Annotated in this window: 24 protein-coding genes, 1 pseudogene and 2 other annotated features; of the genes and pseudogenes, 20 read left to right on the top strand and 5 right to left on the bottom strand. The window is 40.2% G+C overall.

Annotated features, from left to right (window positions below; translation table 11 throughout):
* Positions 1 to 105 precede the first annotated feature (105 nt).
* A complete protein-coding gene (locus tag ACQ4QH_RS08400; protein ID WP_330155266.1) occupies positions 106 to 321 on the top strand; it encodes a hypothetical protein in 216 nt (71 codons plus the stop codon).
* Between the two features lie 227 nt (positions 322 to 548).
* Here ACQ4QH_RS08400 and ACQ4QH_RS08395 read toward each other — a convergent pair whose 3' ends face one another.
* The 4 genes and pseudogenes from ACQ4QH_RS08395 to ACQ4QH_RS08380 all read right to left on the bottom strand — a co-directional run bounded on the left by ACQ4QH_RS08395 (position 549) and on the right by ACQ4QH_RS08380 (position 4,288).
* Positions 549 to 1,244 (bottom strand): methionine ABC transporter permease, encoded by a 696-nt coding sequence (locus ACQ4QH_RS08395; RefSeq protein WP_439818519.1) that lies wholly within the window; start codon positions 1,242 to 1,244, stop codon positions 549 to 551.
* On the bottom strand, positions 1,244 to 2,290 hold the full coding sequence (locus ACQ4QH_RS08390) for a methionine ABC transporter ATP-binding protein (RefSeq protein ID WP_439818518.1): 1,047 nt from the start codon (positions 2,288 to 2,290) through the stop codon (positions 1,244 to 1,246). Before ACQ4QH_RS08390 ends, ACQ4QH_RS08395 begins: the two co-directional genes overlap by 1 nt.
* 71 nt (positions 2,291 to 2,361) lie before the next feature.
* Positions 2,362 to 3,191 (bottom strand): annotated as a pseudogene (locus tag ACQ4QH_RS08385) (MetQ/NlpA family ABC transporter substrate-binding protein).
* Between the two features lie 103 nt (positions 3,192 to 3,294).
* Positions 3,295 to 3,562, bottom strand: a binding site (T-box leader).
* A 24-nt stretch (positions 3,563 to 3,586) separates the two neighbouring features.
* A complete protein-coding gene (locus tag ACQ4QH_RS08380; RefSeq protein ID WP_439818517.1) occupies positions 3,587 to 4,288 on the bottom strand; it encodes a YoaK family protein in 702 nt (233 codons plus the stop codon).
* Positions 4,289 to 4,422: 134 nt separating this feature from the next.
* Here ACQ4QH_RS08380 and ACQ4QH_RS08375 point away from each other — a divergent pair, with 134 nt between their 5' ends.
* Positions 4,423 to 5,901 carry a nicotinate phosphoribosyltransferase gene (locus tag ACQ4QH_RS08375; protein WP_439818516.1) on the top strand — a complete coding sequence of 493 codons (1,479 nt, stop codon included), beginning with the start codon at positions 4,423 to 4,425 and terminating at the stop codon, positions 5,899 to 5,901.
* 33 nt (positions 5,902 to 5,934) lie between these two features.
* Positions 5,935 to 6,759 (top strand): ammonia-dependent NAD(+) synthetase, encoded by an 825-nt coding sequence (gene nadE / locus ACQ4QH_RS08370; RefSeq protein ID WP_439818515.1) that lies wholly within the window; start codon positions 5,935 to 5,937, stop codon positions 6,757 to 6,759.
* Between the two features lie 134 nt (positions 6,760 to 6,893).
* On the opposite strand, the gene ACQ4QH_RS08365 is transcribed toward nadE, so the two are convergent.
* On the bottom strand, positions 6,894 to 7,910 hold the full coding sequence (locus ACQ4QH_RS08365; protein WP_439818514.1) for an aldo/keto reductase: 1,017 nt from the start codon (positions 7,908 to 7,910) through the stop codon (positions 6,894 to 6,896).
* 246 nt (positions 7,911 to 8,156) lie between these two features.
* Here ACQ4QH_RS08365 and cysS point away from each other — a divergent pair, with 246 nt between their 5' ends.
* The 17 genes from cysS to nusG all read left to right on the top strand — a co-directional run bounded on the left by cysS (position 8,157) and on the right by nusG (position 24,492).
* On the top strand, positions 8,157 to 9,572 hold the full coding sequence (cysS, locus tag ACQ4QH_RS08360) for a cysteine--tRNA ligase (RefSeq protein WP_439818513.1): 1,416 nt from the start codon (positions 8,157 to 8,159) through the stop codon (positions 9,570 to 9,572).
* Between the two features lie 79 nt (positions 9,573 to 9,651).
* Positions 9,652 to 9,863, top strand: a binding site (T-box leader).
* Between the two features lie 85 nt (positions 9,864 to 9,948).
* A complete protein-coding gene (locus ACQ4QH_RS08355) occupies positions 9,949 to 10,428 on the top strand; it encodes an S-ribosylhomocysteine lyase (protein WP_002827944.1) in 480 nt (159 codons plus the stop codon).
* 204 nt (positions 10,429 to 10,632) lie between these two features.
* Positions 10,633 to 11,484 carry a 3-deoxy-8-phosphooctulonate synthase gene (gene kdsA, locus ACQ4QH_RS08350; RefSeq protein WP_002827942.1) on the top strand — a complete coding sequence of 284 codons (852 nt, stop codon included), beginning with the start codon at positions 10,633 to 10,635 and terminating at the stop codon, positions 11,482 to 11,484.
* Positions 11,468 to 12,424: a KpsF/GutQ family sugar-phosphate isomerase gene (locus ACQ4QH_RS08345; RefSeq protein WP_439819519.1), complete on the top strand. Its 957-nt coding sequence runs from the start codon at positions 11,468 to 11,470 to the stop codon at positions 12,422 to 12,424. The genes kdsA and ACQ4QH_RS08345 overlap by 17 nt, the downstream gene beginning before the upstream one ends.
* Positions 12,425 to 12,709: 285 nt before the next feature.
* Positions 12,710 to 13,609, top strand: a complete 900-nt coding sequence (locus tag ACQ4QH_RS08340; RefSeq protein ID WP_439818512.1) for an aspartate carbamoyltransferase catalytic subunit — start codon at positions 12,710 to 12,712, stop codon at positions 13,607 to 13,609.
* A 4-nt stretch (positions 13,610 to 13,613) separates the two neighbouring features.
* Positions 13,614 to 14,891 carry a dihydroorotase gene (locus ACQ4QH_RS08335; RefSeq protein WP_439818511.1) on the top strand — a complete coding sequence of 426 codons (1,278 nt, stop codon included), beginning with the start codon at positions 13,614 to 13,616 and terminating at the stop codon, positions 14,889 to 14,891.
* 9 nt (positions 14,892 to 14,900) lie between these two features.
* On the top strand, positions 14,901 to 15,986 hold the full coding sequence (locus tag ACQ4QH_RS08330; RefSeq protein ID WP_439818510.1) for a carbamoyl phosphate synthase small subunit: 1,086 nt from the start codon (positions 14,901 to 14,903) through the stop codon (positions 15,984 to 15,986).
* Complete coding sequence (gene carB, locus ACQ4QH_RS08325) at positions 15,979 to 19,155, top strand: carbamoyl-phosphate synthase large subunit (protein ID WP_439818509.1); 3,177 nt, start codon at positions 15,979 to 15,981, stop codon at positions 19,153 to 19,155. Before ACQ4QH_RS08330 ends, carB begins: the two co-directional genes overlap by 8 nt.
* A 25-nt stretch (positions 19,156 to 19,180) precedes the next feature.
* The gene (locus ACQ4QH_RS08320; protein ID WP_439818508.1) at positions 19,181 to 20,152 is read left to right on the top strand and encodes a dihydroorotate dehydrogenase; all 972 of its coding nucleotides are present in this window, start codon (positions 19,181 to 19,183) and stop codon (positions 20,150 to 20,152) included.
* On the top strand, positions 20,149 to 20,856 hold the full coding sequence (pyrF, locus tag ACQ4QH_RS08315) for an orotidine-5'-phosphate decarboxylase (RefSeq protein ID WP_439818507.1): 708 nt from the start codon (positions 20,149 to 20,151) through the stop codon (positions 20,854 to 20,856). The genes ACQ4QH_RS08320 and pyrF overlap by 4 nt, the downstream gene beginning before the upstream one ends.
* Positions 20,857 to 20,859: 3 nt before the next feature.
* A complete protein-coding gene (gene pyrE, locus ACQ4QH_RS08310) occupies positions 20,860 to 21,480 on the top strand; it encodes an orotate phosphoribosyltransferase (protein ID WP_439818506.1) in 621 nt (206 codons plus the stop codon).
* A gap of 53 nt (positions 21,481 to 21,533) precedes the next feature.
* Positions 21,534 to 21,959 carry a Mini-ribonuclease 3 gene (locus ACQ4QH_RS08305; protein WP_140836398.1) on the top strand — a complete coding sequence of 142 codons (426 nt, stop codon included), beginning with the start codon at positions 21,534 to 21,536 and terminating at the stop codon, positions 21,957 to 21,959.
* A complete protein-coding gene (gene rlmB, locus ACQ4QH_RS08300; RefSeq protein ID WP_439818505.1) occupies positions 21,943 to 22,749 on the top strand; it encodes a 23S rRNA (guanosine(2251)-2'-O)-methyltransferase RlmB in 807 nt (268 codons plus the stop codon). The genes ACQ4QH_RS08305 and rlmB overlap by 17 nt, the downstream gene beginning before the upstream one ends.
* Positions 22,750 to 22,869: 120 nt before the next feature.
* Positions 22,870 to 23,421 carry a hypothetical protein gene (locus ACQ4QH_RS08295; RefSeq protein WP_439818504.1) on the top strand — a complete coding sequence of 184 codons (552 nt, stop codon included), beginning with the start codon at positions 22,870 to 22,872 and terminating at the stop codon, positions 23,419 to 23,421.
* A 68-nt stretch (positions 23,422 to 23,489) separates the two neighbouring features.
* The gene (rpmG, locus tag ACQ4QH_RS08290) at positions 23,490 to 23,639 is read left to right on the top strand and encodes a 50S ribosomal protein L33 (protein WP_439818503.1); all 150 of its coding nucleotides are present in this window, start codon (positions 23,490 to 23,492) and stop codon (positions 23,637 to 23,639) included.
* A 23-nt stretch (positions 23,640 to 23,662) separates the two neighbouring features.
* Positions 23,663 to 23,833 (top strand): preprotein translocase subunit SecE, encoded by a 171-nt coding sequence (gene secE, locus ACQ4QH_RS08285; RefSeq protein WP_002827928.1) that lies wholly within the window; start codon positions 23,663 to 23,665, stop codon positions 23,831 to 23,833.
* A gap of 104 nt (positions 23,834 to 23,937) precedes the next feature.
* Positions 23,938 to 24,492, top strand: a complete 555-nt coding sequence (gene nusG, locus ACQ4QH_RS08280; protein ID WP_002827927.1) for a transcription termination/antitermination protein NusG — start codon at positions 23,938 to 23,940, stop codon at positions 24,490 to 24,492.
* The last annotated feature ends 49 nt before the right edge of the window (positions 24,493 to 24,541 follow it).

Here is a 24,541-nt window from a genome sequence, read left to right as displayed (position 1 = left end):
GAATGATGTGATTTGTGCAAAAATGAACAAGATGAATGATAAATGATTTACGGGCTGACGATGCTAGTATATACTAAAAGAAAGATCAGTTCGGGGGGACGAAAAATGCAACAAAAACGTAACGTGAATACAACTGGCATGACGATACATCTAACACCAAGTAACTTCACGTTGGATCGACTTCTTATTAACGGTCGTCATTTCCAGTATCGGGGTATTGATTTAAATTTAGGTGATACAGTGCGTATCCGACAACAAGTTGGTAACTTTGTCATCGTCGAGAAAACGCGTAAACCTGGAAAAAATTATTATGCGATTTGATTTCTAAAATATAAAAAAGAGAGCGAGACAAAAGTCGTTTTGAAGCCGGTGTGTAACGTATTTTGCGTCATTTTTGGCCGAAGCAAAGCGAAGGACAGGAATGGCGTAAATTGCGTTACATTGAGGCTTCAGACTTTTGGAACGCGTTTATGCTATCAAACTTTCATGATGATAATTAATATATAAAAAAGTTGGGACAAAAGAAATTGTCCCAACTTTTTTATATATTAATTATGACGAGCATGTTTGGCTAACAAATCACCCACAAATTGGATAAGAACAATAAATAGCAAGATAATAATTGTTGCTAACCACATCACATCATTTTGGAAACGTTGATAACCAGTAACAATAGCTGTTGTACCAAGTCCACCAGCACCGATAGCACCGGCCATGGCAGTTAAGCCTACCAAACTAATGAGGGTCACTGTTGAAACACGAATCAATTCAGCACGACCTTCGCGTAGATAGACGTCTGAAATAATATCCCAGTTTGTCGCACCAAAAGAACGAGCGGCTTCAACTTTTCCACTATCGACACCAAGTAAGGCAACTTGTACCTGACGAGCAAAGAAGGGGAAAACACCGAGTGATAAGGGAACAAGGGCAGCCGTTGTCCCGATAGTTGTTCCGACAATCAACTGGGTTAATGGTGAAAATACCACCACCATGATGATAAAAGGAATGGCACGACCAACCGAAACGACTTTGTCTAGAATTTGGAAGGTCGTCCGTTTAGGAGCAATGCCATCATCAGCTGTTAATACAAGGCCGATACCAAATAAGAGACCAATGATACCGCCGATTATAGCAGCACCAGCTGTCATGTATATGGTTTGCCAAATTGCAATGCCCCAGCCATAGTCACCTGACCAACCTAGTCCATAGGCATTTGGCATGTATTCTTTGATCCATTCAATCATTAGTGGGCACCTCCTTGTAATTCAGTAATTGCAACACCATGATCTGTGAAGCTTGCTTTGGCAGTTGCACGTTGTGACTCAGTTCCCTTGAAAATCGCGATGGCAATTCCAACTGGTGTTTGTGTTAGTATCTCCATGTTTGAATAAAGAATGTTTGTTGTGACACCAAAATCAGCAAATATTGTTGATAGTAGTGGTTGGGCAGTATCAGCACCAACATAGCTAATCTGAATAAGTTCCTCATCAGCGGTCAGTGGTTGTGTCTCTAGTAACTCATTAACTTTAACAATTGCTTCATCCAGGTTAGTCGCAGTATTGATAAAGTCCTTGGTTAGTTGTTGTTGTGGATTGGTAAAAATCTCTAGCAACGATCCGCGTTCAATAATTTTTCCATCTTCCATAACCGCAACCTTATGGGCAATCTCTTTGATGGCTTGCATCTCATGTGTAATTAAGACAATGGTTAGACCCAATTCTTGATTTAATTTTTTTAACAACGCCAAAATTTGATTAGTTGTTCTTGGATCTAGGGCAGACGTTGCTTCGTCAGAAATTAAAATTTCAGGATCATTCGCTAAGGCACGGGCAATGGCAACACGTTGCTTTTGTCCACCAGATAATTGACTGGGAAAATTTTCTGCGCGGTCTGCAAGACCAACTAAACTAAGTAGCTTGTTGACCTTTGCCTTTTTCTCAGACTTTGATAAATTGGAATGTTTTAAAGGTTGTGCAACGTTACCAAAAATGGTCAATTCGCTCATTAGATTGAAATGTTGAAAAATCATACCAATTTTTTTACGTTGGTCGCGTAATTCCTTAGGTGATAATTGCAACATGTCGGTATCATTAACGGTTACTGAACCACTAGTGGGGCGTTGTAATAAATTGATTGTCCGTACTAATGTTGATTTACCAGCACCTGAATACCCAACAATACCGTAAATATCACCTTTCTCAATTTCAATCGTTTCGTTTTGAACCGCAACGATTTCACGTTTTTTTTGTTTAAAAGTGACATTGATATTTTTTAATGAAATGACAGCCATATTCTTCTCCTACTCTTGATATGTATCAGGCTGAGACATTTTGTATCTCAGCCTGGATGGCTATATTTAAATTACTTTAATTTGATATCCCATGCTGGAATCTCAGCCTTACCCCAAGTGTCCTTCAAGTATTGCTTTGTTTGCTTGCTTTGGTAAGCTTTAACAACTTCCTTGTAGGCCTTCTTGTTGGCATCACTCTTACGAGCAGCAATGACGTTGATCCATTGCTTTGAATCCTTGTTAACAGGCTCAACATAAATTGCTGAACTTAACTTAAGTTTAGCTTCTTGTGCATAGTTTGTATTAATAACAGCACCATCAGTAGACTTCAATGCTGATGGACCTTGGTCAGCAGCAACTTCTTTAAAGTTCAAGTTTAGCTTGTTACCTTAATATCTTTAAGCGTTGGTGCAGACACGCCACTCTTCAATTTAATCAAACCAGCTGATTGTAGCAAAGTCAATGCACGACCTTCATTAGTGGCATCGTTAGGAACAGCAATTGTGTCACCCTTCTTGAAGTCTTTAACATCTTTGTGCTTCTCTGAGTAAAGACGAATAGGGGTGATAAATGTCTTACCAATAGCCTTAACCTTGTGACCATTTGACTTGTTCCAGTTGCTTAAGAAGTCAACGTGCTGGAAAGCATTCAAATCAAGTGAACCATCAGCTACCGCCTTGTTTGGTTGGTTGTAGTCGGTGAAAACCTTTGTCTTCACTGTTAAATTGTATTTCTTCTGTGTTGTTTTGTTGATTTGATCCCAAAGTTTCTTATCACTTGTACCAACAATACCAACAGTCACAGTCTTCTTTGAAGCAGCGTTTGCAGTAACTGGGGCAATCGTTCCAGCTGCAAATGCACTAACTGCTAGTACGGCACCAATCTTTAACCCTTTATTCATAATCCTAATTCTCCTTATTAATTACTAATACCTAATTTGATTGTATTTCAGAAAAATAGGAATAAAAAAAGACTCGTCCCTATCTCGATTATTGACATAATCTAATAGAAACGAGTCTCGTGTTACCATTCTACTTCACCTTAATCATTACTGATTAAGACCTTAGCAACGAGCGGGCAGTGAGCGAAATGATGCTTTGCCGATTCGTGTGTCTGTTAACGTAGACCATTCCGTCATTAATTTATAGACTTGCTACTCATTAATGCCAATCACAGGCCATTTTCAATTAATGTGTCTTCGAACAACTTCCACCAAATGTTGTCTCTCTAGGCGAATCACAGTTAATTTACTTTCCTGATCAACTTGTTTATCTTTCTGAAATACTAAACCGTATTTTAGTGGATGTTATTTGATGTGTCAATACTTTTTTGAAATTTTTCTTCATGATTGACCAAAATAATTACACCAAGTAAAAATAGTGGGGCAACAAAAAGTGCTGCTTGGTGTAAGAAATGAATGGCAAAGTAAGCCAAAATTGCTGAAAAGAAAAATGCTAGGATGACTGGACCAACACGAATCGCACGACGAAAGGCCATTTCATCATGATAAATTAGCCAATTCGTTAAACCACTACTAAATGTACGTAAGTTACCAGTACTCAGAATGGTCATATAAGCCATACCGTGAATTTTATTAAATGTATCCGCTTGAATGGCCATAAAAAATGCTAATACTGGCAGAATAATATTTGCTGAAACGGATTGCAGTTCTAAACTAGCGACTAATAAGAGGCCAAAAAATTCAACGATTAATGCAGATAATGTATGAGACCGCAGGGTTTTGTTGGTATAAGCTTTTAAAACTTGATTAAATGCTGAGCCCAGTAGGAATGCAAAGATTGGCCAGAAATAAATTGTTGCATGTAGCCATTTACCACCAGCAATATTTAAACCAACCTGTAGTAAATTACCACTCTGAAAACTAGCAAAACGCATGTCGTGGGCTGAAAAGGTATAGGAATCAATAAATCCAGCTGTTGCTGCTAGTAACATACCTGTGCGTCGTGATTCTTTTACGGGGTACTGCTGATTGATCATGATCTGAGTTCCTTCCATATTTTTGATGAAAACATCTCACTAGTATACCACTAGCGAGATAAACAGGACTGACTTTACACCCTTGTTTTTGTGGTAAAATACTAGTTAATAAATAAAACAAGGAGTTATTTGTTATGTCTTTAGCATATCCAGATGATAGCTTGGCACTACACACTGATGCATACCAATTATCAATGATGCAAACATATTTTATGAAGGGTATTCATGAGCGTAAAGCAGTTTACGAGATGTATTTCCGTAAAATGCCTTTCAAAAATGGTTACGCTGTTTTTGCAGGTTTAGAAAGATTGGTCAACTTCTTAAGCAATCTACATTTTTCTGAAAGTGACCTGGCATATTTACGTTCAACAGGTGAATTTAACGAAGAGTTTTTAGACTATTTGAAAGATTGGCGTTTTAAGGGCACGGTACGTATGCCGCATGAAGGGGATATTGTTTTTAATAATGAACCGATTGTTCAAGTTGAAGCAACTGTATTTGATGCCCAATTAATTGAAACACCATTATTAAATATTGTTAATTATCAAACTTTGATTGCAACGAAAGCATCACGAATTCGTTCAGTGGTTGGTGATCAAACGTTAATGGAGTTTGGTTCACGTCGTGCGCAGGAAATGGATGCAGCTATCTGGGGAACTCGTGCTGCCTACATTGGTGGTTTCAACGCAACTTCAAATGTGCGTGCAGGTAAGTTATTTGGCATTCCAATCTCGGGGACTCATGCACACAGTTTAGTGCAAGTTTATCGCAATGATTATGATGCATTTAAAGCATATGCCGAAACGCATCATGATGTTGTGTTCTTAGTTGATACGTATGATACATTGCGTTCAGGTGTTCCTGCAGCGATTCGGGTTGCTAAGGAGATGGGTGATAAAATCAACTTTATTGGTGTCCGCATTGATTCAGGTGATTTGGCTTATGTCTCAAAGGGTGTGCGTAAGATGCTTGACGAGGCAGGATTCAAGGATGCTTCAATTGTCGCATCAAATGATTTAGACGAATCAACCATCAAAAGTTTGAAATTCCAAGATGCAAAGATTGATACTTGGGGTATTGGTACGAAATTAATTACGGCATATGATCAAGCTGCTTTAGGTGGTGTTTACAAGGTTGTTTCCATTGAAGATGAAAATGGAAACATGACTGATACAATCAAAATTTCCGGTACGGCTGAGAAAATTTCAACACCAGGTCAAAAGCAAGTGTGGCGCATTACACGTAATTCTGATGGTAAGTCACAAGGTGATTACGTGGCTTTGTGGGATGAGGATCCTCAGAATTTGCCAAACGGATTATATATGTTCCACCCTAGCTACACATACCTGAATAAGACGGTGGTTGATTATACTGCACGACCTGTTTTACAGGATGTGTTTGTTAATGGTGAATTAGTTTATGATTTGCCAGCGCTAGATGATGTGCGTGAATATGCAAAACGGCATATCGATTCATTATATTCAGAATACCGTCGTGATTTGAATCCACAGGAATATCCAGTTGACTTATCACAAGCGGCTTGGGATCATAAGGTTAATTTGATCAAAGCAACACGAGAGTATGTTGATCACATTGATCAAACGGAAGAATAGAAATAAGTTAGCAAGTTATAGGAGGAATCTGTCATGCGACCATTACAAGCAGAAATTATTGAAACATTAGGTGTTCAACCAACAATTGATCCGGCGACTGAAATTAAACGGTCAATCACACTGTTAAAAGACTATCTTAAGCAGACAGGGTTAAAGACACTTGTTTTAGGTATTTCGGGTGGACAAGATTCGACATTAGCAGGTAAACTGGCGCAATTTGCGGTTGAACAGTTACGTGAAGAGACCGGTGATGGCGAGTATCAATTTATTGCCATGCGTTTACCATACAATGAACAAGCTGATGAATCAGATGCGTTGGCAGCAATCAAATGGCAAGAAGCTGATAAGACAGTGACTGTGAACATTGAAGAGTCTGTTCTTGGCGTTGTGCATGAATTAGAAACTGCAGGGGTTCCTGTCACTGATTTCAATAAGGGAAATATTAAAGCGCGCGAACGGATGATTGCGCAATATGGTGTGGCTGCTGCTTATAAGGGTGTTGTCATCGGGACTGATCATGCAGCTGAGGCCTTAGCTGGTTTTTACACAAAGTTCGGGGACGGCGCAGCTGATATCACACCATTGTATCGTTTGAATAAACGACAGGGTCGCCAATTATTGGCATATCTTGGTGCACCAGCTACTTTCTATGAGAAAGTACCTACGGCTGATTTGGAAGAAGATCGCCCAGGACAACCAGATGAAGTTGCTTTAGGTGTGACTTATGATGCAATTGATGATTACTTGGAAGGTAAAGAAGTTTCTGAAGCAGATGCATTGCAAATTGAACGACTATACACATCAACAGAACATAAGCGTCGTCAACCAGTGACCGTATTTGATCAGTGGTGGCGATAAAACAATTAAAGGAAATACAAAAAAGCGGCTGAGGTGTTCTACCTCAGCCGCTTTTTGCTAAAAATGTATTAATCGTAATCCTGTAATCTTGATAGCGTAAACGCGCTTCAAAACAACTTTTGTCTCGCTCTTTTTTAATGTGCTTTCCAGTCAACTAATGGTTGCTGGCTTAAAATATCATCGATTTTTGCTAATTCTTCATCACTAAAAGTGAGGTTATCAAGGGCTTTAACATTATCAACCAATTGTTCTGGTCGACTGGCACCAATAATAACACTAGCAATTTCTGGCTCACGTAGATTCCAAGCAAGCGCCATTTCAGCAAGTGTTTGTTGACGTGCTTGCGCAACTTCATTTAATTGTTGCACTGTCTTGATTGTTGCTTCAACCTGTTGTGGATGCAAGAAAGGACTTGTTGACTTTGCAGCTCGAGAATTTTCTGGCACGCCGTGTAAGTATTTATCTGTCAATAATCCTTGTGAAAGGGGGCTAAATACTGCCGCCGCTTTACCAGCTTCACGTAATACAGGTAATAAATCGGCCTCGATTTGACGATTGAACATATTATAGCGAGGCTGATGGATAATAAATGGTGTCTTTAATTCGTTAAAGACATCAATAATTGCCTGGGTTTGTTCGCCAGAATAATTAGAGATACCGATATATAATGCTTTGCCTGAACGAACGAGTTGATCAAGCGCTAATGCAGTCTCTTCAACTGGCGTCTCAGGGTCTGGACGATGCGAGTAGAAAATATCAACATAGTCCAATTGTAGCCGCTGCAAACTTTGATCAGCGCTGGCAATGATACTCTTTTTTGATCCCCAATTGCCGTAAGGACCATCCCACATTTCGTAACCAGCCTTACTAGCAATTACCAATTCATCACGATAGGCATGCATATCATGGGCCATGATTTCCCCAAAATTCTTTTCAGCACTTCCAGGAACTGGGCCATAGTTATTTGCCAAGTCAAAGTAAGTAATGCCTAAATCGAATGCTTGATGAATAATTGCTTGTTGATTTTCAAGTGGATCGACACTACCAAAATTGTGCCATAGTCCTAAACCAAATGCTGAAAGTTTGAGACCGCTTTTGCCAACACGATTGTAAACCATGTTGTTGTATCGATTTTCGTTTGCTTGATACATGTTGAATAATCCCCCTAGACTAGAAGTGCATGACATTGTTTCAAGGTCAATTGTAACTTTTATATTAGTTCTATCCAAGTAAGAGAAATGAAGATAACTAGAGGATGTTCTTGTTAATGCCTGTTTAATAGTCATTCTAGAAGTTATGAAATTTATGGTAAAATACTTGTGTAAGCCTAGAGAATAGACGAAAGATTGATTTAGGCGCTATAAAAATGACATTTTTTAAGAGAGAGGGACGCGAATATGATTAAAATGTTCAATACAATGACGTTGGCAAAGGAACCATTCCACCCAATACATGATGACACAATCAATATGTACGTCTGTGGACCAACTGTCTATAACTATATTCATATTGGGAATGCGTGTTCTGCCATTGCGTTTGATACAATTCGCCGTTATTTTGAATATCGTGGTTACACAGTAAACTATGTTTCAAACTTCACGGATGTTGATGACAAAATGATTAAGGCAGCAGCTGAACAAGGAATTACTGTGCCGGAGTTAGCTGATAAATATATTGCTGCCTTCAATGAAGATACGGCGGCTTTAAATATTAAACCGGCAACAGTTCGCCCACGAGCAACCGAACATATTGCCGAGATTATCGATTTCGTAGCCGATTTGATTGATAAGGGATATGCTTATGAATCAGCTGGGGATGTTTATTATCGTGCAAAGAAGTTCCACAATTATGGTGCGCTGGCACACCAAGATTTGGCAGAAATGACATCTAATGCGGCCGGTCGCTTGAATGATGAAGAACTAGAGCGTAAAGAGGATCCAATGGATTTTGCGGTCTGGAAGGGTGAGAATGGTGATGGCGCGATTGCTTGGGATTCACCATGGGGCAAAGGCCGTCCAGGTTGGCACATTGAATGCTCAGTGATGTCGACAAAATATTTAGGTAATCACTTTGATATTCATGGCGGTGGCATCGATTTAGCGTTTCCGCATCACACAAATGAAATTGCGCAAAGTGAAGTGCACACAGGTGAAAAGTTTGTCAATGAGTGGCTTCACAATGGCTTTGTTACTGTGGGCGACGAAAATGAAAAGATGTCTAAGTCTTTGGGTAATTTCGTAACCGTTCATGATTTATTACAGCAAATTGATGATCCAATGGTCTTACGTTTCTTTATGGCAACGACACAATATCGCCGCTCAATTGCCTATTCAGAAAGTAATATGACACAAGCTGCCCACAATTTAGATCGTATTCGTACGGGATATCGTAATTTAGCATTCCGTTTGACGGATGCGGTTGCTGGTGATGAGTCCTTAATCGACGATAAAGCAATTGAGTTAGTTGCACAGTTTAATACAGCGATGGATGATGACTTTAATGCACCCAATGCCTTAACAGCAATCTATGAACTTGTTGATTTAGCTAATCAATATGCTGCAACCGAGGTGGTCTACCAGGATACAGTAAACTTTATATTGGATAAAATTACTGTGTTGATGAGTATTTTTGGGGTTGATGGTTTATCAGATGATGAATTGCTAGATGATGATATTGAGGCACTTATTCAAGAACGTAACGATGCACGTGCTAACAAGAATTTCGCGCGTTCTGATGAAATCAGAGATTCATTGGCTGAACAAGGAATTATTCTGGAAGATACACCACAAGGTACACGTTGGCATCGTAAGTAATTGACAGACATAAAAATTATAAAATGAAAAAATTTTAATTTTTCTGTTGACACCGTGTGATGGAAGATTTAGCATAGGCGTATCGACATAGAAGAGATGAGTATAGTGTTTGATCGTTTGTAGAGAGCTAGTGGGTGGTGGAAACTAGTAACGATTTCACTAGAAGATGGTCTTGGAGTCATAATGACATGAACATAATCGCTAGTGCCATTCGGGGTCGCTCGTTATAACGTTTAGAGGGTAAGCTTGTCTTATCAAACTCGGGTGGTAACACGTGGTAACGTCCCGTAATCAGAGATGATTGCGGGATGTTTTTGTTTGTTGTTATAATGACGAATGTGGGGAAAAGAAAGATTCGTTTAGGAGGGATTTAAACATGGCAGAAGTCGAAAGTTTTACATTGGATCATACAAAGGTAAAGGCACCTTACGTGCGCAAAATTGAAACGCAACAAGGACCAAATGGGGGACAAATTGTCAATTATGATTTACGTTTGACACAGCCAAATGAGACCGCAATTGAAACGGCTGGGGTGCACACATTAGAGCACTTATTTGCAAGCTTAGTTCGTGATGAATTAGATGGTATTATTGATATCTCACCATTTGGTTGTCGTACAGGTTTTCACATTATCAGTTGGGTAGATTACACACCAACTCAAGTTGCTGAAACGTTCACTCGTGTCTTACGTAAAATTCGTGATGATATCACCTGGGACGATGTGCCAGCAACGGTTGCTAAGGAGTGTGGTAATTACAAAGATCACAGTCTTCACTCAGCAAAAGAATGGTCAAAAATTATCCTTGAGCAAGGTTTCTCAGATGACCCATATGTCCGTCATGTGGTCCAAGCTTAATAAAAAATGGTAGTTTTTGTCATTAAATTTATAATCGGTCAATCCCTTGATAAATAAGGAATTAGCCGATTTTTTTCTGCAATAAAAACCTGACTATAAGAGTTAAAAGCTGAAAAGTAACTGTAAAAAGCATATAATGTTAAAAAATTAATAATCTTTAATATTACTTTTTAGATGTACTAGTTTAGAACGGGGGAAAAATTTATGCCAAAGATTAGTGATGTATTTCATGAGTACGGCTTTAAGGACGATCGTTTAACTTTACTAGCAGGACCATGTGCCATAGAATCTTATGAGACTTGTGCCGAGGTTGTCGAGGAGCTAAAAAAGATAACTGATGAGTTAGGAATTAATTATGTCTTTAAGTCATCATTTGATAAGGCAAATCGAAGTTCCATTTCATCAGATCGAGGTGCTGGTATGGAGGCGGGCCTCGAAGTCTTACGTAAAATTAAGGAAAATTATAATGTGCCAATCGTGACTGATGTACATGAATCGTATCAGTGTGCACCAGTTGCTGAGGTAGCAGATGTTTTGCAGATTCCAGCATTTCTAAGTCGTCAAACGGACTTGTTACTAGCCGCTGCTAAGACTGGTCGTGTTGTTAATATTAAAAAGGCACAATTCATGGCACCAGAAGATATTCAAAGTGCTGTGGATAAGGTTGCTTCTCAAAATAAGCATATTCTGGTGACTGAACGAGGTACGATGTTTGGTTATCATCAATTAGTTGTTGATATGACTAGCCTCATTCAGATGCGTCAAACAGAATATCCAATTATCTTTGATGCAACACATTCAGTCCAGATTCCAAGTGGCTACGGTAATCACTCTGGTGGTAATCGTGACTATGTTTTCCCATTGATGCGTGCGGCGTTATCAATTGGAATTGACGGTATCTTTGCCGAAGTTCATCCAAATCCACCGAAGGCTATTTCAGATCAGGACAGTCAGCTATATCTATCAAAGGCACGCCCTATTTTAGAAGAAGCTAATCGATTGTTCCATCAAAATCTTGAAAACAAGGCGGTGTATGCAGATGAAGACTTACTATAATGATGCGAAAGAAACTTTCAATACAGAGATTACAGCTTTAGAAAAAGTACGTGATGAACTAGATGATAGTTTTGACCAGGTCGTGGAAGAAGTTCTAGATACAACTGGACGTTTAATTTTTATTGCAATTGGTAAATCAGGAATTATTGCTGAGAAGATTGCAGCTTCATTTTCATCTATTGGGGTTTCTAGTTTCTTTATTGATGCTGGTAATGCTTTTCATGGAGATTTAGGCCGAGTATCAGCAGATGATCTGGTTTTTTTTGTCTCTAATAGTGGTGAAACACAAGAGGTCATTCAAACTTTTTTTGCCCTCAAGCAAATTTTTGGGGATGATCTCAAGACCGTCGCCTTAACAGGGGCATCTGATTCAACATTAGCGCAAAATTCAACCTATCCATTAATTGTTGACGTTGCGGTTGAAGCAGACACGACCAAACTAGCGCCAACAAGTTCAACAACAGCGACATTAGTTGTTGGGGATGCTTTGTTGATTGCCGTGCAAAAAGAAAAAGAATTTACGCGTGATGATTTTGCACTATATCATCCAGGTGGTTCAATTGGAAAATTGTTGTTGCAAACGGTTAAGAATGTGATGCATACCAAGATTCCATATGTCAATATCAATACACCAATCAACGATGTCATCTATCGAATCAGTGATTTTGGTGTTGGCATGACCTTGGTAAAGGATGAAGATGGCAAAGTCGTTGGTATCGTGACTGATGGTGATATTCGTAAGAAGATGTTGCAGGTATCCATGGTTAAGAAATCAACGGCAGCTGATTACATGACCAAGGGATTCATTAGTATCGATGTTGATAAACGTAATAGTGTTGCTTGGAAGAAGATGGCCTCACACAATATTTCTAACTTAGTTGTTGAAGATGACGGCGAGGTTGTTGGTATCATTACGATTCATGATGTACTTGATGAATAAATCAAACAAATTTTTTTAAAAATATTTTATGCGTTGATATCAGTTCATTAAACGTTTTAACAAGTTTTTAAAAACTGTTAAACTGTTTACTAAATGATACAAGCGTGCTATATTAAACCCAATCATAAATACCTTTTAAATGTAGTCCAGTGAGGCTAATAAAGGTGACGTTAATTGATGAGTGGGTAACCTAGCATGGGATAACTGCATCAACGATTGAATGAGCAAGCCTTAGGAATCACTGGATTCGTAAGGCTTTTTTTGTGTCATCAATAAGGAGATAACATGCAGAATTTTGTGAATTTGAATGATTTATCAACGTCAGAAATAACATCGCTAATTGCAACAAGTTTAGCTTACAAGACGAAGGAAAAGACTGTTCCGCAGACAAAGCAACATGTTGCCAATTTGTTTTTTGAAAATTCGACACGAACTGCCAGTAGTTTTCAAATGGCTGAAAGCCAGTTAGGTTGGTCTCGGATTATCGTTAATCCACAGACAAGTTCTACACAAAAAGGGGAGACTTTAAGCGATACGTTGAAGACACTTGGCGCCATCGGCGTAAATGTGGTTGTGCTGCGTCACAATATCAATGACTGGTACGTTCCGTTGATAGCGGAACAGTCCCCCTTAATGCCAAAGCTAGTTAATGCTGGGGATGGCAATGGGCAACATCCATCACAAAGTCTCTTGGATTTGATAACCATTTATGAACAGTTTGGCTATTTTGAGGGGTTGAAAGTACGTATCGTGGGAGATTTGTCCCATTCACGAGTGGCTCGTTCAAATGCAGAAATTCTGAATCGTTTAGGTGCTACGGTTAGTTTTGCCGGACCAACAGCTTGGTATCCAGCTGATTTTGATCAATATGGTACCTATCAATCATTGGATGATGATTTGACCGAAATTGATGTCCTGATGTTGCTACGCGTACAGCATGAGCGCTTAGCAATGACTGAGAATCAAACATTTTCAGTGGCTGATTATCACCAACAGTATGGATTAACACATGAACGGTATAACCAGTTAAAAGATGACGCAATTATTATGCATCCAGCACCAGTTAATCGGGATGTCGAAATTGCTGATGATTTGGTTGAAGCTGATAAATCAAGAATTTTCACCCAAATGGCAAATGGTGTTTATGCAAGGATGGCCATCTTGAGCGCATTAATGGAGAAATAATAAGATGGGACAATTATTAATTAAAAATGCTCGCCACTTGATTCATGATAATGAGTTAAAGATGCAGGATGTATTGATCAAAGACGGAAAAATTGTTGAAATTGCGGATAAAGTGACCACAACAGCTACACGTACAATCGATGCGCATGGCGCCTTGCTAACACCAGGATTGGTCGACGTTCACGTGCACTTTCGTGAACCGGGCTTTGCCTATAAAGAAACGGTCGCGACAGGTTCACTGGCAGCAGCTCGTGGCGGTTTTACGACCGTACTCGCAATGCCAAATCTTAATCCGGTACCAGCAACACAGGCGGCTTTTCAGCAAATCAAAGCTAATAATGCAGCAAATGGGCGGGTCCATATTTATCAATATGCCGCCATTTCAGAAGGGTTAATAGCTGAAGATGTGAGTGATATGGCTGCTTTAGCAGCAGATGGTGCCATTGCCTTTACAAATGATGGTAAAGGGGTTCAAACGGCTGCAACGATGTTGACAGCAATGCAAGCAGCTACCAAGGTTCATCGACCATTAGTGGCGCATGTGGAAGACGAATCACTTGTGAATGGTGGTGTGATGAATTTGGGTAAACGTTCACGAGAATTAGGGTTACCCGGAATTGACCCATTGGCAGAATCGTCGCAACTGGCACGAGATTTAGTTATCGCAAAGGCAACAGGTGTGCATTACCATGTTGCTCATATTTCCACGAAAGAATCAGTTAACTTAGTTCGCCTTGCAAAATCACAGGGTGTGCGCGTTACTGCTGAAGTTTCACCTCATCATTTACTACTCGATGAGACCCATATTACGGGTGATAATGCCTACTTTAAGATGAATCCACCACTGCGGACACCAGCTGATCGTGCGGCAGTCATTGCTGGCCTATTGGATGGCACGATCGACATGATAGCCACTGATCATGCACCACATAGTCGCAAAGAAAAGCAAGGTTCATTTATTGGCGCAGCTTTCGGAATTACTGGTATTGAAACGAGTTTTCAATTGATGTACACACATTTTGTGAAATCAGGAATTGCTACTTTGGAACAGTTATTGAATTGGATGGTTGTTCAACCAAGTCAGGCATTTAAGCTACCAGGCAATCATGAATTAACAATTGGTGCACCAGCAGATATGGCATTATTCGATATTGATCACGAACATACAGTTACAGCAGATGAATTTGCATCAAAAGGTGTTAACACACCATTTATCGGTGAAAAGATTTACGGACAAACCTTATTAACGGTCGTTGACGGTCAAATTGCTTATGAGGCATAGGAGGAAAACATGGAGCGTTATCTTGTTTTAGAAAATGGGTCAGTTTATATCGGAGAAGGTTTTGGTTCAGCAAAAGTTGTTGCAGGCGAAATTGTTTTTAATACCGGTATGACCGGGTATCAAGAATCATTGACTGATATTTCTTATTTTGGTCAAATATTGACATTTACTTATCCGCTAATTGGTAACTATGGCATTAATCGTGATGATTATGAGTCACTAAAGCCCACTGCAACAGCAATTGTGGCTCATGAAATTGCACGGCGACCATCAAATTGGCGACAACAAATGTCCATCGCGGAATGGGCTGAAAAGATGGATTTACCAGGTATTACTGGTGTTGATACACGAGCCTTGACCAAGGAAATTCGTGAGCATGGCGTCATGAAGGCAGCAATTGTTGATGAAATAACTGATGAGACCGTGGCAAACTTGCAAGATATTCAACCAATCACGAATGAAGTTGCCAAAATGACAACAAAGACGACCTATGTGAATCCAACCGAAGGATTATCAATTGCTTTGATTGACTTTGGATTGAAAAATTCAATTCTCCGCTCATTAGCAAAACGTGGCGTTAACGTGATGGTATTTCCTGCTGATGTTGCAGCACAGACGATTTTGGATATGGATCCTGATGGGGTGTTGCTTTCAAATGGACCGGGAAATCCTGAATCAGTCGCACACATTTTACCAGTTATTCGCGAATTAGAAGCGAAGTTACCCTTAATGGGTATTTGTTTAGGTCACCAATTGTTTGCGTTAGCGAATGGTGCCGAAACCTATAAACTAAAATTTGGTCATCGTGGCTTCAATCACGCAGTGAGAAATTTGGTGAAAGATCAAATTGATTTCACATCGCAAAACCATGGTTACGCGGTTGATGCGGAATCAATCATTGGTACAAATCTAGAAATTACCCATGAAGAAATTAATGACCACACAGTTGAAGGACTACGCTTGAAGAATCGGCCAGCATTTTCCGTACAATTTCATCCAGATGCAGCCCCTGGTCCGCACGATGCGGAATATTTATTTGATGACTTCCTCGCAATGATTGTCGCAACGAAGAAAGGACAAAAACAACATGCCTAAACGTACAGATATTCACAAAATTTTGGTGATTGGCTCAGGTCCGATTATTATTGGTCAAGCTGCCGAATTTGATTATTCAGGTACTCAAGCGGCGATGTCGCTTAAAGAAGAGGGTTATGAAGTTGTTTTGGTAAATTCAAATCCAGCCACAATCATGACTGACAGTGAAATTGCCGATGAAGTTTATATTGAACCATTATCGGTAGAATTTTTATCACGAATTTTACGTAAAGAACGACCTGATGCGATTTTGCCAACGCTTGGTGGTCAAACTGGTTTGAATATGGCTAAGCAGCTAGCTGAAACAGGAATTTTGGATGAATTAGGCATTATCTTACTAGGTACAAAATTATCAGCAATTGAAGAAGCAGAAGATCGCGAAGCATTTAAAAACTTAATGACCCGCTTAAATGAACCTGTCCCTGAATCAATGATTGCTGTCACAGTTACACAAGCCTTATCCTTTGCGGAAACAAATGGTTATCCAGTTATTGTGCGACCAGCGTACACATTAGGTGGTACTGGTGGCGGGATTGCAAATAATGAAGCTGAATTACAGACAATTGCGGCAAATGGTTTGGAATTATCCCCCGTAACACAAGTGCTTATTGAGCAATCAATTGCGGGCTATAAAGAAATTGAATTTGAAGTGATGCGCGATGCAGCCGATAATGCCTTGATTGTTGCTTCAATGGAAAATTTTGATCCGGTTGGTATCCATACGGGTGATTCAATTGTAGTGGCGCCGGTACAAACATTGTCCGACCGTGAATTACAAATGATGCGCGATGCAGCATTAAAGATTATTCGAGCACTGAAAATCGAAGGTGGGGTCAATATTCAAATGGCCTTGGATCCAAATTCATTTAACTACGACATTATTGAAGTTAATCCACGTGTTTCACGCTCTTCAGCATTGGCATCAAAAGCAACGGGTTATCCAATTGCGAAGATGGCAGCCAAAATTGCGGTTGGTCTAACATTAGATGAAATTATTAATCCGGTCACTGGGACGACCAAGGCAGCTTTTGAACCAGCTTTAGACTACGTTGTTGTTAAAATTCCACGTTGGCCATTTGATAAATTTGCAACAGCTGATCGTCACTTAGGTACGCAAATGAAGGCCACTGGTGAAGTGATGGCGATTGGACGCAATATTGAAGAGGCGATGAATAAGGCGGTGCGCTCGTTAGAGATTGGGGCAATCGGTTTACGGGATATCAATTTTCCAGAAATTTCAACCGAAAAATTACTTGCCAATTTAATGCCGGCACGCGACGACCGTTTGTTTATGATTGGTGAATTATTGCGTCGTGGCGTTTCGGTAGATGAAATCCATCAGCGCACAGCGATTGACTATTTCTTCTTAGATAAGGTCCTACATCTTATCGAGATAGAAGAAAACTTGGTAGCGCATGTTGGTGATGAGCAAGTCCTACAACAAGCAAAACAAAATGGTTTTGCTGATCAGACAATTGCTGATATCTGGCAGTGGTCAGCTGCAGAAGTGGCATCATTTCGGGTAGATGCTGCTATTCAGCCTGTCTATAAAATGGTTGATACGGTAGCGGCAGAATTTGCTTCACAAACACCTTATTATTATGCAACGTATGAGACAGAGAATGAATCAGTTGTGACTGATAAGCAAAGTGTGCTGGTTCTTGGTTCAGGTCCGATTCGGATTGGCCAAGGTGTTGAATTCGATTATGCAACAGTGCATGCGGTGAAAGCCATTCAGGCAGCAGGTTATGAAGCGATTATTATGAATTCAAATCCAGAAACGGTCTCAACAGACTTTTCGGTCTCTGACAAATTGTATTTTGAACCATTAACGCTGGAGGATGTCTTGAATGTAGTGAATCTAGAACAGCCATTGGGTGTTGTTGTACAATTCGGTGGTCAAACAGCCATTAACTTAGCTGAGCCACTTGTTCATGCAGGTGTAAATATCTTGGGTACTAGTGTGGCAAATCTAAATCGCGCGGAAGATCGTGAAGAATTTGATCAAGTGATTAAACAGTTAGCTTTGGCACAACCAATGGGTAAAACAGCGACGACGATTGCCGAGGCGCTACATGCTGCAGAAACAGTTGGCTATCCAGTCTTGGTACGCCCTTCATATGTGCTCGGTGGCCGTGCAATGGAAATTGTTAATAATGAAGCGGAGTTACAAGATTATATGGGTCGTGCTGTGCAAGTTTCGCATGATCATCCCGTCTTGATCGACTCATACTTGGTCGGCTCTGAAGCGGAAGTTGATGTGTTATCTGATGGTGAGACGGTTGTGATACCAGGAATTATGGAACACATTGAACGAGCTGGTGTCCATTCTGGTGACTCAATGTCGGTTTATCCAACGCAAACGTTGTCGGATAAGGTCAAACAGGAAATTGTTACTGCTTCAATTGCTTTGGCTAAGAGTTTGGATACGATTGGTTTGATGAATGTTCAGTTTGTCATTCATGAAGATACTGCCTATGTGATTGAGGTTAATCCACGAGCTTCGAGAACCGTACCATTTATTTCAAAAGTTACTCATTTGAAGTTAGCACAGCTAGCGACACGGGTCATGTTAGGTGAAAAGTTAGCTGATATGGGATTCACAACTGGCCTTGTTCCTGAGTCGACGATGGTTCATGTGAAGTCACCTATTTTTTCATTCACGAAGTTACCAGCGGTTGATTCCTTACTAGGTCCTGAAATGAAGTCAACTGGTGAAGTCATGGGATCAGATAAGACTTTTGAAAAGGCGCTTTACAAAGCCTTTGTGGCTTCAAACATTAAAATACCACATGAAGGAAATGTCTTGTTTACCATTGCTGATGAAGATAAGGCTGAAGCGTTGACCTTGGCCCAACGGTTTAATGAACTGGGATTCCAATTATTTGCAACAGCCGGAACAGGTGAGTATCTGATGCAACACGGATTGCATGTGCAGGTTCTCGATAAAATCAGTGAAACGAATCATAATGCTGTGACGGCACTAAGCCAAGGTGATTTACAGTTAGTGATTAATTCAACGCATCAGGATGTGGCAACTGTTAACGATAGTCGTTTAATTCGTAATGCAGCCATTGAAAATGCTGTGCCGCTATTTACGGCCTTTGATACAGTGAAGGCACTCTTAAGTGTGCTCGAATCACAAGCATTTACGATCACCCCTGCATAACACGATAATAAAGGAGAATTAGCACATGAATGATGAACGCTACGCAGTTTCTTTACCAGGATTAAAGCTTAAGAATCCATTTATGCCATCGTCGGGGGCCTTCTATTATGGTCTTGACCATATGGATGACTTTGACCTCAATAAGTTAGGTGCTTTAGTGTTAAAAACCACCACTTTAGCACCACGCACAGGGAATCCACAACCTTGGATCGTGAACACAAAAGCAGGTATTTTAAACTCAGTTGGATTAGCTAATCCAGGTATTGCAGCCGTAAAAGCAGATTTTTTACCAGAATTAGCAGCAAAATTACCCGACCTACCGAAGATGTTATCAATTTCAGGTGCAACAGTTGATGAGTTTGTGCAATTGGCTAAAATTATCGACGAATTACCAGCAGTTAATGCGATTGAATTGAATTTATCATGTCCAAATGTTGATGAAGGTGGGCGTGCATTTGGGGTTACGGAGTCAGGTATTCATTCAGTTGTGAGTGCCGTACGTGCAGTGACTGCAAAGGCCATTTATGCCAAATTGTCACCAAATGTTACGGATATTAAACCATTGGCAGTTACTGCTGAAAATGCGGGCGCTGATGGCTTAACGATGGTCAATACGCTCGTCGGTATGAGCTTGGATTTGCAAAGTCGTTCCGCACGTTTATATCGCGGTAAGGGTGGATTATCTGGTGAAGCGCTACATCCATTGGCAGTAGAATTGATTTGGGAGGCCGCATCAGCTGTCCATATTCCGATTATCGGTGTTGGTGGGGTGTCATCGATTGATGATGCACTTGAATTAATGATGGCAGGTGCATCAGCCGTGCAGGTCGGGGTCATGAATAGCATTGATAAGTTATGCCTACCTAAGTTGATTGATGCTTTACCTACAGCATTGGATAAATATCATTTTGATAAGGCGAGTGATGTCACTGGTGCATTACATGCATTACCCGAGAATGAAAATGACTGGCAGACCATTAAAAAGGAGCAATCATGAGTACTATAAATCCAGTTTTTATTGCCTTGGATTTTCCTGAAGCATCAGTAGCATGGCGTTTTCTGGATCGATTTCCAAAAAATCAACCACTAGCAGTGAAAGTTGGCATGGAATTGTTTTATCGTGAAGGACCAGCATTTGTCACTGATTTGAAGGCACGTGGCTACACGGTATTTCTTGATTTAAAATTATATGATATTCCACATACAGTTGGCCAGGCAACTAAGAATATTGCACGACTAGGGGTGGATTATTTAACGTTGCATGCTGCGGGTGGTATTCGCATGATGACCGCAGCTAAAGAAGCAATATTGACGCAGACTGATGGACCAAAATTATTAGCAATTACGCAATTGACTTCATTCACTGAAGACGAATTACAAGCAACCCAACAACTGGCGGTGTCGTTGAATGATTCGGTTATTCATCTGGCACAACTGGCTCAAAAATCGGGACTGGCTGGTGTGATTTCATCAGCATATGAGTCGCAAGCAATTCATGGCGCAACCAGTGAATCGTTTTTATCGATTACACCAGGTATTCGCCTATTAGGCGATGAACAAGGCGATCAAAGTCGTGTCATGACACCCGCTCAAGCGCAACAACGAGGTGCAAACGGGATTGTCGTTGGACGATCAATTACTCAGGCACTGGATCCAGTTGTGACATACGAACAAGTAGTGACAGAATTTCATAAGAGGTGAAAAATGGTAGATTATCAAACAGCGGTTGCCAAGTCTTTATTAGATATTGCCGCAGTCAAATTACAGCCGAATGATCCATTTACATGGGCATCAGGTATTAAAAGTCCAATTTATACAGATAATCGCAAGACAATTTCTTTCCCAGACGCTCGCCGCATTATTATTGATGGTCTTGTTACGCTAATTAAGGAACAATATCCAGATGTCGCAGTGATTGGCGGTGTTGCGACTGCTGGGATTCCCCACGCAGCATGGGTTGCTGAAAAATTAGATTTACCAATGATTTATGTCCGATCAAAGCCCAAGGACCATGGGACTGGTAAACAAATTGAGGGGGTACTGGCTGCTGGACAAAAAGTTGTCCTAATTGATGACTTAATCTCGACAGGTGGTTCTGTTTTGGGTGCTGTGAAGGCGACACAAGCCGCTGGTGGTGAAGTACTGGGAGTTGCGGCTATCTTCTCTTATGAATTACCCGCCGCAACGATGAACTTTGCTCAAGCAGCTACGCCTTTTTCATCACTCACTAATTTTTCTAGCTTAATTCAGGTTGCCCAACAAACTGGTGAAATCACTGCTGAAGAGTTAACGATGATTGCTGACTGGCACAGGACCCTTGAATAGTTATCAACGAGTTTATGTCCAATTTTTATGCATAAAATGGTATGATAGGAAACATGAACGAGAAGATAAATTATGAACAATTAAATGGGCTGGATTTAGCTTATTATGGGGATGCTGTCTATGAGGTGTACATTCGACAACACCTATTAGCAAAAGGCATTACCAAGCCAGCTAAATTACAACGTGAATCAAAGAAGTATGTTTCAGCTAAGGCACATGCGGCATTATATGCGTTAATCGAAGCAGAAGGAATTTATACCGAAACGGAACAAAAATATTTTAAACGCGGACGTAATGCTAATTCACATACCAAGGCTAAGAACACAGATGTTGTTACCTACCGAATTTCAACTGGTTTCGAAGCGGTAATTGGTTATTTAGGTGCTAGTAATCAGACAGAACGCTTAGAAGAGCTAATTTCATGGATTTATAAACAAGTGGAAAGTGGGCGAACAGTTAATCATGGGACAACGAAATAATAAAAAACAAGCCGGCGGCAAGCGACAACAACATGAACCACAAGGTGAAAATCAAGCGGAATTTGTCTACGGACATCATGCGGCTGTTGAGGCGTTAAAAGGTCAAACAGAAATCAATAAAGTCTGGTTGCAGACTGGTTTGGCTGATAAAGCACGCAATGAATTGGCGGGCTTAGCTAAAAAACGTGGTTTGGTTATGCAAGATGCACCAAAGGCAAAACTTGATGAATTAACGAATGGTGAAAATCATCAGGGAGTTGTGTTATCAATTGCGGCCTATGCATATGCAACCATTGATGATTTGTTTGCTAAAGCAGCTGAAAAAAATGAATCACCATTTTTCTTAGTGTTAGATTCAATTGAAGATCCACATAATCTTGGTTCAATCATGCGAACGGCTGATGCTGCAGGTGTCCACGGTATTATTATTCCAAAGCGTCGAGCAGTACAGTTAACGTCAGTTGTTGCCAAAACTTCAACGGGTGCCATTGAACATGTACCTGTTGCGCGGGTGACAAATCTTGTGCAAACAGTTGAACAACTAAAAGAACGTGGTGTTTGGGTATTTGGCACTGATATGAATGGTAACGATTATCGACGTTGGGATGCCAAAGGCGCAACGACATTAATTATTGGCAATGAAGGTAAGGGTATTTCACCATTATTGAAAAAGTCTGTTGATGAAACATTGACCATTCCAATGATTGGCCATGTCCAAAGTTTGAATGCTTCAGTGGCAGCCAGCCTACTTATTTATCAAGGCTATAATAGTCGTCATCCATTAGCATAAGAAATTATGTTCTGACAACATAGTTACATGGATGCCAGTTAATTTGTGCAGCATAAGTGTGACGTTTTGCCAGGATTTACAGTATGCTTTTCTTACATTAGTAAGGAAAGGGTGAATCCTGTGCGTGACAAACGAGTGAATTTAATTTTGCCTGCCCAGTCAGGGGATGAGACAGCATTTCAAGCCATTTTTAGTGAGTTTGAGGGACTAATTTGGAAGACCTATCAGCAACAGCGTGTCCGATCGCAGCCAATTGATTGGCAGCATGAATGTCGGGTCGTCCTGCATAAGACCCTACGATTATTGCGTAATCGGACTTGGGCGGCACTGACACTTTACTATAAGCAAGCTTTACAAACCCATATTGTGCAACTTTGGCGTAATGAGTACCGGGTACTGGATTTTCAAGTCCCTGTTTTACAAGAAACGATTGTGCCTTATGAAGCAGAGTCCGCTTGTGAACGCTTTGAGAATCATCAACAATATTTGATGTCATTTATTTTGGAATGGTATGCGACACTTCCTGGTAAAGAACGTGAACTAGTCTTTTGGCTGGTGCAAGGTTACGGGATGGCAGAAGCAGCACAACGCATTCAGCGCTCACGGTCATGGTGTTATGGGATTCGTCGTAAATGGCACCATCTCTATCAGCTAGAAATGAAAAACAACTAGCTGTTTACTAATAAAAGTGTTACACTTTATGGTACGAAAATAGAAATTAGGAAGAGCGGTGGCGCCAAATGGCAGTGAAAAAAGTCGCTTTAGCATGTAGTGTTTGTGGTTCACGAAATTACATGGTTGTTAAAAAGACTACTCGTGTTGAACGTTTAGAGGTTAAAAAATTTTGCAAGTATTGTGGTAATCACACATTGCATCGAGAAACAATGTAAGAGTATCGAACAGAGGTTTACAGATGAAGTTTATATCAAGTGTTATTAAAGAAATGCATACAGTTACTTGGCCAACCTTTAGTGAGAATGTCCATAATACAACGATTGTTGTGTTTACCGGATTAGCCTTTGCGCTTATCTTTGGGGGCGCTGACTGGGTATTTGAACAAGGAATTACTTGGTTGTCTAAGTAAACAAAATGCGCTATACTATAGCTATCAATTAGCAGATAAAACCCTCAAATTTAGAGGGTTTTTAATTTACAAAAATTTATGTCAATTAGTCTGAGGAGGCAATCATGGCAACTGAGTCGTTCGATAAGCAATGGTATGTTTTGCACACATATGCAGGATACGAAAATCGTGTGAAGTCAAATTTGGAATCACGTATTGAAACAATGGGTATGACGGATTATATTTTCCGTGTGTTGGTGCCAGAACAAGAAGTTGAAGTTGAAAAAGACGGCGAGACAAAGATTGTTAAAGAAAATGATTTCCCAGGATATGCTTTGGTTGAAATGATCATGACTGACGAAGCTTGGTACGTTGTTCGTAATACACCAGGCGTGACTGGTTTCTTAGGTTCTCACGGTGGTGGGTCAAAGCCAGTACCTTTGCTACCAGAAGAAGTTGATGATATGTTGGCACGGATGAACTTAGTTGAACGTAAAGTTGAACATTTGGATGTTGTCGTTGGTGATTCAGTTGATGTCGTTTCAGGTAGTTTTGCGGGTCAAGAAGGTGAAATTACAGCCATTGATGATGAACATCAAGAAGTAACGATCTTGATCAACATGTTTGGTCGTGATACACCAACCCAAATTTCATTTAACGACATCAAGCCAGTTAAATAAATATAAAAAACTTGAACACTTAGCTTGCTATAAGCTGAGTGTTTTGTTA

This window comes from Weissella paramesenteroides (assembly GCF_051903945.1).
GTDB lineage: Bacteria > Bacillota > Bacilli > Lactobacillales > Lactobacillaceae > Weissella > Weissella paramesenteroides_A.
This window is presented reverse-complemented; position numbering and strand designations above follow the sequence as displayed.